The organism is Exiguobacterium indicum HHS 31 (assembly GCF_001939065.1).
In the GTDB taxonomy this organism is placed as follows: Bacteria; Bacillota; Bacilli; order Exiguobacteriales; family Exiguobacteriaceae; genus Exiguobacterium_A; species Exiguobacterium_A indicum.
Genome location: NZ_MPSZ01000001.1, coordinates 826641 through 842450 on the forward strand (window position 1 = coordinate 826641; position 15810 = coordinate 842450).

General features: G+C 50.3%; 17 protein-coding genes. 12 read left to right on the forward strand and 5 right to left on the reverse strand.

Features of this window, described 5'->3' with window-relative positions; translation table 11 throughout:
• Positions 1–47: 47 nt before the first annotated feature.
• Positions 48–458, reverse strand: a complete 411-nt coding sequence (locus N179_RS04490; protein WP_023468302.1) for a hypothetical protein — start codon at positions 456–458, stop codon at positions 48–50.
• Between the two features lie 84 nt (positions 459–542).
• Positions 543–2006, reverse strand: coding sequence for a potassium/proton antiporter (locus N179_RS04495; RefSeq protein WP_023468303.1), 1464 nt, complete (start codon positions 2004–2006; stop codon positions 543–545).
• 160 nt (positions 2007–2166) lie between these two features.
• On the opposite strand from N179_RS04495, the gene N179_RS04500 reads away from it, so the two are divergent.
• From N179_RS04500 to N179_RS04550, 11 genes are all read left to right on the forward strand, one after another.
• Positions 2167–3039 carry an SDR family NAD(P)-dependent oxidoreductase gene (locus tag N179_RS04500; protein ID WP_035397381.1) on the forward strand — a complete coding sequence of 291 codons (873 nt, stop codon included), beginning with the start codon at positions 2167–2169 and terminating at the stop codon, positions 3037–3039.
• Between the two features lie 223 nt (positions 3040–3262).
• On the forward strand, positions 3263–3748 hold the full coding sequence (locus tag N179_RS04505) for a GNAT family N-acetyltransferase (protein ID WP_023468305.1): 486 nt from the start codon (positions 3263–3265) through the stop codon (positions 3746–3748).
• Between the two features lie 73 nt (positions 3749–3821).
• Complete coding sequence (locus tag N179_RS04510) at positions 3822–4871, forward strand: oxidoreductase (RefSeq protein ID WP_023468306.1); 1050 nt, start codon at positions 3822–3824, stop codon at positions 4869–4871.
• A 183-nt stretch (positions 4872–5054) separates the two neighbouring features.
• Positions 5055–6131, forward strand: a complete 1077-nt coding sequence (locus tag N179_RS04515) for a C39 family peptidase (protein ID WP_075642333.1) — start codon at positions 5055–5057, stop codon at positions 6129–6131.
• A gap of 139 nt (positions 6132–6270) precedes the next feature.
• Entirely contained in the window at positions 6271–7974 is a 1704-nt protein-coding gene (locus tag N179_RS04520; protein ID WP_075642334.1) for a DUF2339 domain-containing protein, read from the forward strand.
• Positions 7975–8107: 133 nt separating this feature from the next.
• Positions 8108–8926 (forward strand): iron uptake system protein EfeO, encoded by an 819-nt coding sequence (efeO, locus tag N179_RS04525; protein WP_023468309.1) that lies wholly within the window; start codon positions 8108–8110, stop codon positions 8924–8926.
• Positions 8927–8928: 2 nt separating this feature from the next.
• Positions 8929–10161 carry an iron uptake transporter deferrochelatase/peroxidase subunit gene (gene efeB, locus N179_RS04530; RefSeq protein ID WP_023468310.1) on the forward strand — a complete coding sequence of 411 codons (1233 nt, stop codon included), beginning with the start codon at positions 8929–8931 and terminating at the stop codon, positions 10159–10161.
• Positions 10145–11818: an FTR1 family protein gene (locus N179_RS04535; protein ID WP_075642335.1), complete on the forward strand. Its 1674-nt coding sequence runs from the start codon at positions 10145–10147 to the stop codon at positions 11816–11818. Before efeB ends, N179_RS04535 begins: the two co-directional genes overlap by 17 nt.
• An 86-nt stretch (positions 11819–11904) precedes the next feature.
• A complete protein-coding gene (locus N179_RS04540; protein WP_075642336.1) occupies positions 11905–12366 on the forward strand; it encodes a YflT domain-containing protein in 462 nt (153 codons plus the stop codon).
• A gap of 93 nt (positions 12367–12459) precedes the next feature.
• The gene (locus N179_RS04545) at positions 12460–12825 is read left to right on the forward strand and encodes a YciI family protein (protein WP_023468313.1); all 366 of its coding nucleotides are present in this window, start codon (positions 12460–12462) and stop codon (positions 12823–12825) included.
• Entirely contained in the window at positions 12825–13124 is a 300-nt protein-coding gene (locus N179_RS04550; protein WP_041255111.1) for a putative quinol monooxygenase, read from the forward strand. The genes N179_RS04545 and N179_RS04550 overlap by 1 nt, the downstream gene beginning before the upstream one ends.
• Before the next feature lie 41 nt (positions 13125–13165).
• Here the strand turns inward: N179_RS04550 and N179_RS04555 are convergent, their stop codons facing one another.
• A complete protein-coding gene (locus tag N179_RS04555; RefSeq protein ID WP_023468315.1) occupies positions 13166–13483 on the reverse strand; it encodes a hypothetical protein in 318 nt (105 codons plus the stop codon).
• Positions 13484–13562: 79 nt separating this feature from the next.
• Complete coding sequence (locus N179_RS04560) at positions 13563–14099, reverse strand: flavodoxin family protein (protein ID WP_035397365.1); 537 nt, start codon at positions 14097–14099, stop codon at positions 13563–13565.
• 145 nt (positions 14100–14244) lie between these two features.
• Here N179_RS04560 and N179_RS04565 point away from each other — a divergent pair, with 145 nt between their 5' ends.
• A complete protein-coding gene (locus tag N179_RS04565; RefSeq protein WP_023468317.1) occupies positions 14245–14913 on the forward strand; it encodes a hypothetical protein in 669 nt (222 codons plus the stop codon).
• On the opposite strand, the gene N179_RS04570 is transcribed toward N179_RS04565, so the two are convergent.
• On the reverse strand, positions 14901–15752 hold the full coding sequence (locus N179_RS04570) for an alpha/beta fold hydrolase (RefSeq protein WP_075642337.1): 852 nt from the start codon (positions 15750–15752) through the stop codon (positions 14901–14903). The genes N179_RS04565 and N179_RS04570 overlap by 13 nt on opposite strands.
• Positions 15753–15810 lie beyond the last annotated feature (58 nt).

The window sequence follows — 15810 nt, forward strand, 5'->3', positions numbered from 1 at the left end:
CACGAACAGGCACGTCCGCGAGTAAGCAGACGTGCCTGTTCGTTTTTTTAGTGCGCGTGCTGTGACAATCGATTAAAGACGACGGACAGACTGTAATAGATCATTGCTGTCAGAGTAGCGATCGTAAAAGAAAGCGGCAGGTCAAATTCGTCCTTCGTCGTCAAGAGAATCAGGAGACTCGCAATCACGATGCCGTACATCCCATAACCAACGACTGTCGGCACATACGCTAGTGTCGTTGAAGAACGATTAATGATCATGCCGATGATAAAGTCGAGTAAAAAGCCGGACAGCAAGATGATTGGCAAGGCGAATAAGACGTATGACAAAAATGTTGAACCGAATGAATCATACATCGTATTCGCTTCCCTCTCTGTAATCGGTGTATAGGATATGTACGTCAGCACAGTGCAAACGAGACCGGTTGTCATAATGACGGCAAGCAATCGCTTCAACATGAATTTTCCTCCTTTATTTTCCTTATTGAGTATACCAATCTACACCAAAAAACACACCCTACTGGAGGATGTGTAAAGAACGACCTATAACCCGAGCGACACGATTAGCCGTCGAACATCCTGATCCGCTTGTTTAGGTGTCAAAATCAACAGTTGATCGTCTACGAGGACACGTGTCTGACCACGCGGCGTCAGAATTTCATCTTCACGAATGATTGCAACGACGAGCACATCCTGGGGCATCTCGATATCCTGTAGCGTTTTTCCGGCAATCACACTGTTTGTCGAGACCCTGACCTCGATGATCTCCGCTTGTGGATGGGTGACGGTCATGAATTTCAGGAACGGTTCGACCGTCGTGTCGTGCTGTGTCTCAAGCCCCATTCGCCGGACGATCCACGGCAAGGCCGTTCCTTGCAAGAGAGCAGACGTCATGACGGTGAAGAAAACGATATTGAAAAGAAGCGGCGCTTCCGCGAGACCACTGGAAAGCGGATAGGTCGCGAGAATGATCGGAACGGCGCCCCGTAATCCGGCTGCCGTGATGACACTCTGTTCTTTGACCGTGTATCGAAACGGCAGCAACGACAAGACGACGGCAAGTGGACGAGCGAGCAGGATCAACGTCAAGACGATGACGGCCGAGACGAACAAGGTCCGAGGATCGAGTAATTGTTTTGGAAAGACGAGCAGTCCGAGCATGATGAACATGCCGATCTCTGCTAAATGCGACAAGCTGCCACTGAATCGTTTGAGCGTCTCGCGGTAGATCATGTCATGATTGTTGATCCAAATCCCGGTCAAATAGACGGCGAGAAACCCACTGGCGTGCAAAATCGTCGCTAGACCATACGAGAAGAGAGCACCGCTAAACAGTAAGGTCGGATAAAGGGCGGACGATGGCAACTCGATCCGGTTCAGCAGTTGTGTGACGAGATACCCGATCGCAAGACCAACTAGCGTCCCGAGTCCCATCTCGTAGATGAAGGAAAGAATACCCGCACCGATCGAGAACGATTCCGGCGCTAACGCAAACGATGTGAACAAGATTGTCAGGAAGACGGCCATCGGATCATTCGTTCCGGACTCCGCCTCGAGCGTATGTTTGACTTTGGCGTCGACCGGTCGTCCACTGAGCAGGGAAAAGACAGCGGCCGCATCGGTCGAGCCAACGAGCGCGCCGATCAATAACGCGACCGGCCAAGAAAAATCAAGTAATAGATACGCAACGATGGCAATGATCCCGGTCGTTGCAAGGACCCCGACGGTCGCAAGTGACAGGGCGGCAGGGAGGATTTTCCGGAAGTGTGTCCACTTCGTATGCAAGCCACCGTCAAACAGAATCAGGACGAGCGCCATCGTTCCAAAGAGACGGGCTTGCTCGAAATCACCAAAGTTGATGATTCCTGTAACATCTGACCCTGCCACGATCCCGACGACGACGAACAGAATCAACGTCGGTACATTTAACCGGACGGCAAACTTCGTCGTGATGATCGCAATCAATAGTAACGTTCCTGCGACGAATAAGATCGTCCCTTCTTCCATCCGACCACCTCTTTCGTGATAACATGTTCTCCTTTTAGTATACGTTACTTTTTGAAATTTTCGAAAAATAACGTCAAAACGAGGTGTACAAACGAAAAGAAAAAGGAAAACTAGAAACAGAACTATTTGCGTTTAATACGGAACACAAGGAGGAAAAGGGATGAACATCTGTATCGTCACGGGTGCCAACTCCGGCATGGGGATGGTCACGATTCAAGAATTATTGGAGCGAGGAGATCGGGTCATCGCTACCGTCCGTTCGCAGAAAAAAGCGACGGCACTCGTGCAACTACTGCGGGAACATGGTGTATCGCATACGCACCTGGAAATCGAGATCGTCCAACTCGATCAACTGGACTCCGTCCGTCGCTTCGCGGATCGTCTGTTTGATTTAGTGGGTCGCATCGACCGCTTGATTTTAAACGCCGGTGTCATGGTACCGCCGTATCATGTCACGAAGGACGGCTTCGAATCACAATTCCAGGTCAACTACTTGAGTCATTTCTATTTGATTGAGCGCTTATTGCCGTTACTTGAGAAAGGGAACGACCCGCGCGTCATCTCGATTTCGTCGCTCGCAGGTGAAGGTGGCTTGATTCGGACCGACGTCGAACTCGAAGCAATCGCCCACGTCAAAAAAGAACACTATAGTCCGATGCGTTCTTACCGCGAATCAAAGCTCCTGCAAATGATTCATATGCGTGAACTGGCTGAAATACACGGCGACCGGATCACGTTCGTCAGCGTCCACCCGGGGATCGTCAATACGGATTTGTTCTATCGCGGCAAGTACGGCAAAGTGATGAAGACGTTACTCAAACCGGTCGCGCAAGTCGGGTACTGGACCGGAAAACTCTATACGCCGGAATACGGCGCAAAGACGGCACTCTATCTCGCAACGACCGACGATCCGCTTGACAACGGCGGCTACTATGCGGATTCCGCTCCACGACTCAGCAATCCGATCGTCGAAGACGACGAGTACCGGGCACAAGCACGGAATCTGTCGCGCCGCTGGGTCGAACTCGCCTGAATGACAAAAAAACGACCGGCTCGTGGGAAGCCGGTCGTTTACCGTTGTGACGACTGGGGGTCAGATCACTCCTAAAGGATACGTTACATTGAAATAAAATTGTGGAATATGAAAAAAATCACAAAATAATGGGGAACGATGAAATCTTGAAGCAAAAAGGTTTTCTTCTCGCTGTACATTCGTTAGGATAGAGAAGAATTTTTTTTGTAACAGGAGGAATAACATGATACGACAAGCTACATCAAAAGACGTTCGAAACATCGCAACCCTACTTGAGCAAAAAGCGCTCTCCCTCAAAGCCAGTGGCAGTAGCCAGTGGTCTGCTTATCTGGAGCAAGACATCGAACAACTCGTCGCGCGAGATTTAGAAGCCGGCCGCCTGTATGTCTTTGAGGATCAGAACGAGCTGCTTGGTTCCGTTGCCCTGCTTCCTTCGCTCGAATGGGATCAATCCTTGTGGGATGATGTAGAAGGTCTGTATATCCATCGAATCGTCGTCAGCGACCGCGCAAAAGGACGTGGTGTCGGTCGAAAACTACTGGAACACGCGATTGCAGTGACAGAGGATGAAGGAGAAATCCTACGACTCGACTGTGTCGCTTCAAACGAGTTTCTCAACGCGTATTACACGTCTTTCGGATTCGTCCATCAAGGAACACGGGACGGCTTCTCGATTTATGAGTATGAACGCATCGAAGCGACGGCTTGAAGCGGTTCAATCAAGACAACGGTCGTTTCGTTTGGTATGGTAATAGAAAAAGAACGGTTCAAGGAGTGATCGGATGCGATTGAATATCGGCTTCATCGGCTTTGGCAAAAGTACGACCCGTTACCATTTACCGTACGTGATGATCGAGGACAACTATCACGTCACCTGGATTTACAATCGGAAGGAAAAACCGGAGCTGTTCGCCTCCTATCAGGATCGACTGCCGGATGCCCGTTTTACGACGGATCTATCCGAAATGCTCGCTGACCCGGCACTTGATGTCGTCGTCATCAATACACCACCGGCGACCCATTTCGAATACGCGTTGCTCGCGTTGCAACATCAAAAGCACGTGCTCGTCGAAAAGCCATTTACGGTGACGGAAGAGGAGACGAAGCGTCTATTTGCAGAAGCACATGCGCAAGGCGTCAAGATTCTCGCCTATCAAAACCGACGTTACGACAGCGACTTCCAAGTCGTTGCGCAAATCATCCGTTCCGGGAAACTTGGTCGTCTCGTCGAGGTCGTCTCGCAATTTGATCTATTCCGCCCGGAAGCGGCTTCAGCTGATGCGCGTCACGAAAACGGTGCGCTTTACGGACTCGGCGTCCATACGCTCGATCAAATCATCGCTTTGTTCGGAAAACCGGACAAGGTCGCCTTTGACGTGCGCAGTGTTCGACTGCCGCATAATCCAGACGACGCGTTTGCGATTGATCTCTATTATCCGGAGCTTAAGGTCAGCGTTCGGACGAGTCATGTCGCACTTGCCCCGGCACCCCGGTGGATGTTACACGGTACGAACGGCACGTTCATCAAACAACACGTCGACCGGCAAGAGCTCGACCTGAAAGCGAACTACTTCCCGGGAGAAGAGGGGTTCGGTGAGGATTCAGAAGACGATTATGGGCGTTTGATCTATCACGACGAACACGGTCATCTGCAAGACGTCCGGATTCCAAGTCCTGTTGGCGATTACGGTAAAATGTATCGCGCCTTTTACCGTAGTATCGTCGAGGACGCGCCGCTACCAGTCAAGGAAGAGGATACCTTGTTCGTCGCTCATCTGCTCGAACAAGCATTTGCGCAACCATCACCATATATTTTAACGATTAAAAATTAAATTTTATTTTGATTTCAGAAAGATGACAACTCGACTGTGCCCGTAGGCATGATCGAGTTTTTTTGATATAACGAACAAGGACGTTCCTCATTTTTCAGATTTTTCTAAAGAAATGTTGATTATTTTTTCAAAAAGTTGGGAAAAGGGGAACGAGTCACCAAATTACACCATAGGGGGTCTATCATGAAACGTTTTTTCTCCGTACTGCTGATTGCAGTCATCTTCGTTGGCGTACTCAGTCCTTCGCTCATTGCTGAAGCAGCAACGAAATTAACCGTGACGACGGATGTTTTGCGCGTTCGCGAAAAACCGTCGACATCGAGTAAGATTCTCGGAAAGATTTACAAAGGAAACGTCTACAGTTCAAAAGGCACGTCTGGCAGCTGGTACAAAATCAGCTTTAAATCCCGCACCGGCTACATACACAAGGATTTCGTCAAATCGTCTTCGTCGAAGTACACATCGACCGGGACGAAGTATACGACGGTCGGCACACTTAACGTCCGGACGGGTGCTGGAACGAAGTATAAGGTCGTAGGGCAGCTGAATAAAGGGGTTGCCGTCGCGACATACGGCACGTCAGGGAGCTGGACACGGATTCTCTACAAGGGAAGCTACCGCTATATCTCGACGCAATACGTCTCGAAGTCGAACCCATCGACGACGACGAAGAAGCTAAACGTCCCGTACTACAACCAATATTCACTCGGGTATCCATCTGGCTGTGAGTTCGTCTCGTTGAAGATGGCACTCGAATACAAGAAAAAAGCCGTCTCTGCTGCGTCACTCTATAAGCAAATGCCAAAAAGTATGAAGAACGCGACGTATAAGAACGGAAAGTATTACTGGGCAGATCCAGAAAAAATGTTCACGGGGAATCCAGCCGGTACGCTCGACTACTACAAGAACTGGGGCATCTACCCGAAAGGGATCCTACCACTTGCGAAAAAATACCGCAGTGGTGCCGTTGATATCTCGAAACAAGGCGTCTCGAAAATTGAGAGTGAAATCCGTAGCGGTAACCCAGTCATCGTCTGGGCAACGGTCGATTTCAAGAATCCATATGGCTACTTTTCTTGGATCAAACCGGACCGTAAAACATTCACAGGCTACCGGAACTATCACGTCATGCTCGTGACAGGTGTCTCAAGTGGTTCGTTCTACGTCTCGGACCCATACCGCGGCAAGTACAGTGTCAGTCGCTCGCAGTTCACATCCGTTTTCAATCAAACGGGACAATATGCGTTATCTGTTCGTTAAACCCTCATCCGGTCGCTCCGACGCGACCGGATTTTTGTCATTTTCAGGCATATCGATACGAAATCTACTGTAAAATGAAGGAGTTCACCTGCTAGGTGTGTAAAAGAATGACAATGTATTCATGAAAGGAAGTGAAGAGATGGAAGATCCACGGATCACGCGTCTCGAGCAGGAGGTCGCGGCGTTACGACAACGAGTAGCTGCCCTTGAAGGACAGCACAATTCGCCTGTCGCACCTGAACCGAGCGAACCAGAAGTAAGTACAGTCGCTCGCCCAGCTCCGCGCCCTGCTTATACGAAACGAAAACCGGTTGTTCCTCCACCAACATTTAAGGAAAAACGCTCCCGCGAAGAATGGGAACAGGTCATCGCGACCGTCTGGTTACCCCGGATTGGAGCGATATTCGCTGCGCTCGGGGCTTTATTCCTTTTCTCCTACGCCTCGGTTGCCGGTCTGATCAGTCCACCTGTCCGCATCGGAAGTGGGGTCTTAATTGGTTTACTCGTCATCGCTCTCGGAGAATACCAGTATGAGAAGAAACGACGTGAGCTCGGGGTCGGACTTGTCGCGACCGGTACGATCGTCGCGTTGGCGGCACTGTTCGCCGGGATGGCCTTATATCAATTCTATCCACCGTCTTTAGCTTTCTTACTTGAGCTCGTCGTCGTCTTCATCGCGTACGGTTTGATGCTCTGGATGCGGTCGCAAGCCTTGCTCGTCCTCGTATCCATCACCGGTTTCTTATTACCGTATCTACAATTATCGGACGAGCCGAACTTACCGCTCTTCTTATTGTACGAAGTCGTCTTGTTCGCAGCGATCTTCTTTGCCGTTGACCGACTGAAGGCAAAAAAAGCGTTCGTCTTCGCTTGGGTGATCTTTACGATTGCACTCGCGTTCGGTCTACTCTCGTTAGAGCTCTACTGGCTTGATGAACAGGTACCACGACTTGATGAGTGGTCGGTCTTACTTGCAGCACTCTTTGGTTACGGTGCGACGTCGTTCGTCGGTCGACGCATCCAGTTTCAGCCAAACGTCCCAAGCTGGCTTGCCGGAATTGTCGTCTTACTGACGTTACTGATCCTTGATTGGTCGTTCGGAATGCTAGTAGCGATTCTGTTCGCCGGAATTGCCTACGTGCTTGCGGAACGATTGAAGGATCACGCTCAAAACGGCGTCGGTCACGTTGCCTTACTCGTCGCCGTCCTCTTGATTCCGGCAGATGCCCTCAGCTGGACGTATCAACTACGCTACTTCTTGATTGCCGGATTGATCGCCGCATTTTGGTTCGTTCCGCGGGCGCGCATGCCACATCAACGGTTGTTTAACGTCGGCTTGTATGTCGTCTTTATCTTTTCAGCCGTCATTGATTATGAATCCTATCAAAACATAGGTTTGTCCTACGCTTTGACTGTTCTCGCGATGGTCGTCGCTTCAACGGCATTCGTCTTGCTCCTCGTTCAGACACATCGTGATCCGCTCTGGAAAGGGTCATGGCAACTTGTCCTCGTTTTAGCCGCAATCGGGGTTTTTACGACCTACACGTTGATCATCATGGAGTTACCATTCTACCGCGGTCTTGAAGAGACGGCGCGTAGTACGACGTTGTCCGCTGCCTATATTGTCCTCGCACTCGTCCTTGTCGCGATTGGTCGGATGCGGACGTCGTCGACGTGGCGATTGTCCGGATTGTTGCTACTGACCATCAGTGCCGTCAAGCTCTTACTGTTCGATTTGTCGTTCCTGAGCTTATTCCAAAAAGCGTTCGTCTTCATTGGCTTCGGGATCGTCACGTTCATCATTTCACGGACGTACTTCAAAAAACGCAAAGAACAAGCCTGATAGAGCGCTTGAATCGGTTGAAATAAACCGGTTCAAGCTTTTTTTATTGCAAAAAATTTTTATTGATAACGATTATCATTGTCGTCTATACTATTTAAGGAACTGACTTAATTAGTAACAGGGGGAACCATACATGAAACAAGCATTATTGATGACAGGGGCGCTCGCCGTCGTTTTAGCAGGTTGCAGTGAAGCGAAACAGGCGGAGACACCAGCACCGAAAAAAGAGAATTTTGACCAGGTCGTTGAGGATTACCGGACGTATGCGATTAACGAAATCGATACGTTCGTCCGCGAGACGGAAAAATTCACCGATGCCGTACAGGCTGGCAAGCTTGAAGAAGCGAAAGCATTGTACGCACCAACACGGATGTATTACGAACGCGCAGAACCAATCGCGGAAGTGTTCGGTGACCTTGATCCGAAGATCGATGCGCGAGCAGGCGACGTGAAAGCGTCGGAATGGGGTGGTTACCACCGGATCGAGCAAGGGTTATTTGAAAAGGGAACGACAAAAGGTTATGAAGCGTACGCGAAACAATTGATGAAGGACGTCCACTTACTTCGGGCAAAGGTCGAGACGGTCGAGGTGACACCAGAATTACTCGTCACGGGGGCGACCGATCTGTTAAACGAGGTCTCGACGTCAAAAGTGACAGGGGAAGAAGACCGTTATTCGCATACTGATTTATATGACTTCGCGGCAAACGTCGAAGGGGCTGAAAAAATTTACGAACTATTGAACCCGGCGCTGAAAAAACAAGATGCGGCGTTATCAAAAGAGATTGCGGCTCGCTTCAAGGATGTCCATGCGTTACTCGACGCGAAGAAAAAGGGCGATGGCTATGTCCTTTATACGAGTCTCTCGAAACAAGATGTCAAACAGATGAGTGTCGCCATCAATGAACTCGCGGAACCGCTCTCGAAGATGGGCATCGTACTGGAGGGATAAGCATGAAACCAATCCAAGAAGGTGTCACGCGGCGTGACGTTCTTAAGGTCGCGGGCTTGACGAGTCTCGGTGCTGCCCTGTATGCCAGTGGTCTTGAAAAGTTTCTTCCGCGGACATTGACTGTTGAAGCCAGTGATCAAGAGCCGTTCTACGGTACGTATCAAGCGGGAATTCTGACTCCACCACAAAATCACGTCCAAGTCGTAGCGTTTGATATCAAGACGGACCGACGCGACGAACTCGTTGATTTACTAAAGCGTTGGACGCGATTATGCGCCAGACTTGCGGCCGGGTTACCATATGGCGACTCTGAGTCCCGTTATGTTCCACCGGAAGATACGGGGGAAGCGGATGGATTATCTGCCGGACACTTGACGTTTACGTTCGGGTGCGGTCCAAGTCTGTTTGACGGTCGCTTCGGCATCCGTCATAAACGACCGGATGCCCTTAAACCGTTGCCGACGTTCGATCTCGATCGTCTGGACGAAAAATGGAGCGGTGGCGACCTCGTCGTCCAAGTGTGTGGTGATGATGCCCAAGTCGTCTTCCATGCGATCCGTAACCTCGTCCGTGTCGGGCGTGGGACGGTCGCGATGCGTTGGTCGCAAGCTGGTTTCCAGCGCAGTAAAGCAGCAGATGCCTCTGGTGGGACGCCGCGTAATCTGTTCGGCTTCAAGGACGGCACGGGGAATCCTGACGTCTCGAAGAAGCAGGTCCGGAAAGACTCTCTCTTTTGTCAGTGGCAAGACGGAACACCATGGTTGACGAACGGCTCGTTCCTTGTCGTCCGTCGCATCCAGATGCATCTTGAAGTCTGGGACCGGACGATTCTAAAAGAGCAAGAACGGACCTTCGGACGCGAACGTGCTTCCGGGGCTCCGCTTGGCTCAACAGACGAGTTCGCTTCCGTCACACCAGCGAAACGACAAGCTCGTGGCGAAGCCGCCTTACCGGTTGACTCGCATACCGCTGTCGCACACGGGGACGGGAAGACAGCGATCTTACGCCGTTCCTACTCGTATCAAGACGGCATCGATGAAAAGACGGGTGCCCTTGATGCCGGACTGCTGTTTTTATCGTATCAGCGTTCACCGAAACAATTCATCGAGATTCAGCGTCGTCTTGCCGCACAGGACCGATTGAATGAATACATCACGCACCGTGGAAGTGCCATCTTCGCTTGCTTCGGTGGAATCTCGAAAGGAGGCTACATCGGTGATGCGTTATTTGCGTAATCTCGTCCTTGTATTTGTACTCCTTATAGCCGGTCAACACGCGGTGCCCGTCCATGCTGCATCGACGGATGATCTCTATGTCGCAATCGGACAATCCCTGTCTGCCGTCGCAAGTGAAGATCGTGCGGCACTGAATCAAGCGATTGATGAACTAGGACAAGCTGCTCAAGACTTACCTGATCAACAAACGGCAATCACGAAAGCCGTCAAACAGGTCGATGCGAAACGATCGGCAACGTTTCCGGAAGTCCGCGAGCAACTGACAGCTCTCTCTGCTGCCGTCCGGAAGCAGGAAGAAGCAACGAAACCGAAGACAGACCCCGCTGCGAAGTCAAAAGTAAAACAATTACTTTTGTTGACGAAAGAGATGCGGCAGGTCAAGGCGAGCGACCGTCCGGCAGCGGAGCAACGATTGTTGACCGCATGGGCGACGCACGAGAGTCTTGTTCGCAATGACAGTGTCGGTCACTATGGCAACATCGAGATGGCGCTCGCGTCGATCCGGATCGCGGCGGCGCGTGAATCCGCGGATACGAAGGAATGGCAAGCCGCACTTGATCAGTTCGATACGGCCGTTCAGTCTTTCCTCGACGGAGAGAAAGTCCAGGCGAAGAAAACGGGACTGCAGTCGCTGCTGACGCCACTCGAGGAGGCGCAAACCGCACTAGCTGAAAATGATTTACCGAAAGCGAAACAAGCACTCGAATCGTTTCTGAAGACTTGGCCACGTGCGGAAGGCGAGGTCCGGACACGTAATGAAGGTCTCTATTCCCAGCTTGAATCAGATGTACCACTGTTACTTGCCCGCCTGACGCCGGAAACGCGGGAAAAGACGGCACAAGAACTCCAGTCGTTTGAGAATGCTATCGCACAATTACAAACGAAGACGCATTATACGTTTGTTGATGCAATGCTCGTCATGCTGCGGGAAGGTCTCGAAGCGTTACTGATCGTCAGTGCGCTCGTTGCTTTCGCACGGAAAAGTCGTTCAAAACAAGAAGGGAAGGTCTGGGCAGGCGCTGGGCTTGGTCTGATCGCAAGCGGTCTGTTAGCGCTCATCCTCCAGACGGTCTTTCAGGCCTCGTTCGCGGCGACGGGTCGGGAACAAATCGAAGGCTATACAGGAATCGTCGCGGTCGTTGTCATGTTGTTCGTCGGCTATTGGTTGCACTCGAAAAGCGCCGTTGCGAAACGAAAACACTTTTTAGCAACGCTTTCGACGACGTCCTTGTTCTTCGTCAGCTTCTTGACGATCTTCCGAGAAGGCGCCGAGACGTTGTTATTTTATATCGGAATGGCACCAGCGATGACGAAAACTGCCTTATTATCCGGAATCGGTCTCGCGATCATCATCATCGGTCTCGTCTCGTATGTGGTCATCCAGATTGGTGTCCGTTTACCGATCCATCGTCTGTTCCAAGTCGCGTCGTGGTTAATCTATCTAATGGCGTTCAAGATTCTTGGTACGAGTCTGCACGCGTTGCAGCTGACGAACGTCTTACCGATTCATCCAATCAATGGACTCGGAACTGCCGGGTGGATTGGTTTCTACCCAACGCTCGAGACGCTTATCCCACAAGTCGTCCTGATGATTCTGATTGCCTTGTTTACGATCTGGCAAAAGCGTCGTGCGTCTTCAATCCAGACTGCTGCTTGATCCATTTTTCAATTTCAGGTTTCAACTATTATGTTCCGGGTATAACTTCTTATCAGCAGCTTGCTGCATGAAAGAGAGGGATTTTTATGCTTGAAACACGCATCGTACGAAACATGACCGCTGTCGACGCAGAAGTGACGAGCCTCAAATCAAGTGGCTATTCGAATAAACAGATTTACATCTTTGCCAAAGACGAAGAACTCGCGGAACGGATCGCGAATGACACACAGACGTTACCATACCGCGTGACGAAGAAGTCGTTCTTTGAGACGTTATTATCAGCCGTCCGGAGTAACCGAAATGACCGGATTGCTCAGTTGTCCGAGCTTGGCATGACGAAGGATGTCGCTGAGGATCTAGAAGATGAAGTCCGACACGGGCGGATCGTCATCGTCGGTTCGAAGTCCGATTTACTGAATCCAGCGTTCGCGGCGTCTTACGTGACGGATGAAACAACCGATTATGGTGCTGGAGTTCCGAAACTTGAAGACGAGGAAACGACGACGACGTTACCAGCCGATCAAAACGTCAAGTTAAAAGATGAATGATACAAAAGCCTCCTGTTTCTCAGCGTAGAGACAGGAGGCTTTTGTTTAGCCTTCTCATGGAAGGGAATGGGAAAATTGAGAGGAGGAAAGACAATGCAATTCTTATATGTTGGTTATTATGATGCAGATCGAATGGATGTTTTATCGAAGGAAGAGATCGATGCTTTGATGTCGCGTTGTGATGCGTTGATGAACACCTTCAATGAACAAGTCGATGTCCTATCAGACTGGCACCCGGGTCTTACGACACAAGCATTTTACTGGCAAGATGGGGTCGTACAGAAGAAAGTAGAGCCGGATCGAGCGCATGGAGAGCAGATTGGCAGTTTGATTGTCTTTGAAGCACGTGATTTGGATCATGCGATGGAACTGGCTTCCCTTCATCCGACGACTCAAGTCGCAGAAGGGGAATCTTACGGTTGGCGCGCAGAAGTCCGTCCATTATCAGGTACCTCTTGATGTATGGATTATGGACGACATTTACGACTCAAACCGGACAACGCGACCACGTCATCGCCCTGTTACTTGAAGCTGCGGCTTCTTTAGAGACTCATCCGAGTTGTCTGCACTACATCATCAGTATTTCTGACGAACCGGATGTGCTACATGTCCGTGAAATCTGGACGGATGCCGCTGCACACCTCGCGTCTTTAGAGTTACCGGTGACGCGGCGTTTGATTACGCAAGCGCGTCCATTGCTCGAGCATGTTGAACGCGTGCTCGAAGACCACCCGCTCGGTGGCAAAGGACTCATGTAAACCAAAAACCCCTCCTCTAGTCGAGAAGGGGTTACATGCTGTTAGGTTGTCGTCCACTGGATATCGATGACATCCGACGACCGCACCATCCGGCGCATACCTGTCGATGTGACGAGTTCAATCGTTCCGCGGTCATGAAAAATCGCTTGGATCGAACCGGATACCGTATCGAGTTGTTTTAATCGGACGTGGACCGTCTGTCCGGTCCGGACTGCACGTTCCATGATGTGTTGTAAGGAGAGGCGATCACGAACGATCGTCTCTTCGCGTGATTGATACAGATGTTCAAGATGAAGGATATGCTGGCGTGAAGTCAGTTGTTTCCACTTGCGATTCGATCGTTTTTTAGATGCGAACATGGCTGACCACCTCCTGAATTGAGTCGTACGCTAGATAGTCGTGCGCTCTGCTTCAGTTATTTCCCTTCACGAACAGTGCTTAAACACGTGCTCCTGACATTTTTTCACGAAACGCCTCGATTGCGGCAATCGCTTCTTGATCGTGCTCGACCTCACCTGGTGCATTCCCTTCGGCAAGAATCGCTGTCTCAAGCGTTGCGCCAAGGAACGATGCGATATGCTCGAACTGCGTGACGAGTGCTTGTCCTTTGACGCGTGGATTATCTCCTCCGACCGCAATCAAGTGGAATCGTTTCCCTGCCATCCGACGTTTGAATTCAAGTTCTTCATCGCGCAGTGACTCGCTGAATCGGTCAATGAATAATTTCATCTTCGTCGACATCGAGTACCAGTAAATCGGAGTGATGAACAGGATGTCATCGTGTTCAAGCATCTCTTCGACGATCCGGCGATAGTCATCGCCAATCGGCAAAAAGCCTCCGTGATGACGGCGGTCTTCAATCGGCTGAATCGAGACGTTCGCCAAATCGACAGCAACATGAGGGATTCCTTTCAATGCTTGTTCCCCGAGCCATTCACTGTTTCCTTTACGTGAGCTACCAAAAATCGTATACATATCGTGCATCTCCTTTTGAATTCGATTGTTCTATTCTATTCCAAACTGCACTGTCAATACACCGATATGCTCACAATTGGTTTTGAATAAGGGTTTTGCGGAAAAAGACAAGAAGACGAAAAACAAATAGGGGAGGAACAGTCGAATGGAGAGAAGCACGCTCATTGCGCTAGAAAAACACTTATATGCCATCCACCTCGAGATGGATGGACTGGCGCGCCTCATTACGAAACAATTAATTCATTTGAGCCAAGTGGCTGCATCCGTCGAACATTTTCGACGGATGAGCTTTGATATCTATAAAAATCGGACGTCACTCGAGCAGATTCCGTCACAAGTCTTGTATGAGACGGCACTCGACTACGAAGACTGGCTCGAGGAAGAGTTTGATGAGATTCCTGCTAGCTGGCAGCTGGCAACGAAAGAAGAAGAGGCACTCGAGCAGCTTTGGTGGTTCGAATTCTCACGAATTCAAGCGGAGCTTGAAGAATGGCTCAGTCTCTATCTGATTCGCCGGATTCGAGAAGACGTTCGTTACATGCCACCGGTGATCGAGAAAAATGCCTATGCTTTATCAGAGGATGCCCGCCATGTCTTTTGGCGCCTCTTACAACGCTCTGTCGCGAAGCCTTCATCAAAGATTAAGGCGAACCAACTGTCATGTCGGATGGGCATCGCTGAGATTGCCCGCTGTGCCCGACTTAATCAAGACCGGACGCGTCGTGCGATTGGTGAACTGACGCGTCGTGGTCTGATTGCGATCGAGGAAGATGATGAGAAGCTAAAAATGCGGCTCCGCCTTCAAGTCATCTGATTGAAGGCGATGAATCGTTCGATCATCCGTTCATCTCGACGTGCGGATGGACCAATCCAAATCAGGTGACCAGGACTTTTCGATTCAATGAACTGCGCGTGAGGAATGCTCCGTCGTGCGTGTTCGGCATGCTCGAACGGAACAGCGCGGTCTGACTTCGAATGGACGATCAAGACGGGACACGTGACGGCTTCAAGCCGTTCTCGTTCGATGTCTTGTGTGATATCAAACAAGACACCTCGCCCAGGACCATTTTGAAGACCAACTTCATATAATAACGACGCATCCGTCTCACTAATGTGGGTACGGATCGTTTCGCGTGGTAACAGACTCGTCATCTCGACCATCCGAACTGCTGCTTCTTCAGGAAACTTGCGTATCTTATCCTTCACATACGTCCAAAGCCCCCACTGGATGAACTGTAAAGGACGTTGTAAGACCGGTTGGATCAGAAGACGATGGTACGGCAGGGAAATCCGGTGCGTCATCGCACACGCTAAGACAAGGGCATGGACGCCTGGATCCATTCCAGCAAGCGCGATTGCCGTCGGTCCGCCGGCAGAGATGCCATAAACGGTGTACTGTTTAATCTGACGGGAAGCAAGCCACTTAGAATAGAATGTTGCGAGCGCCTCTGGACTATCAGCGAGCTGAAGTGGGGTTTGTCCGTACCCGGGGCGTGACGGTACGATGACGCGATATCCTGCCGCGATTAACTTCTCGACATGGTAGACTTCTCGGTAATCCGATTGTGTACCATGAATTAATAAAATGACGGGACCACTCCCGCTATCCCGGTATTCAAAACGCTGACCGTTCCATTCTGCGATATAATGCATCCCAATTCTCCTATCTCTTAATTTTTACCATTTTATTGTTAATCTCGTGTTTATTTTC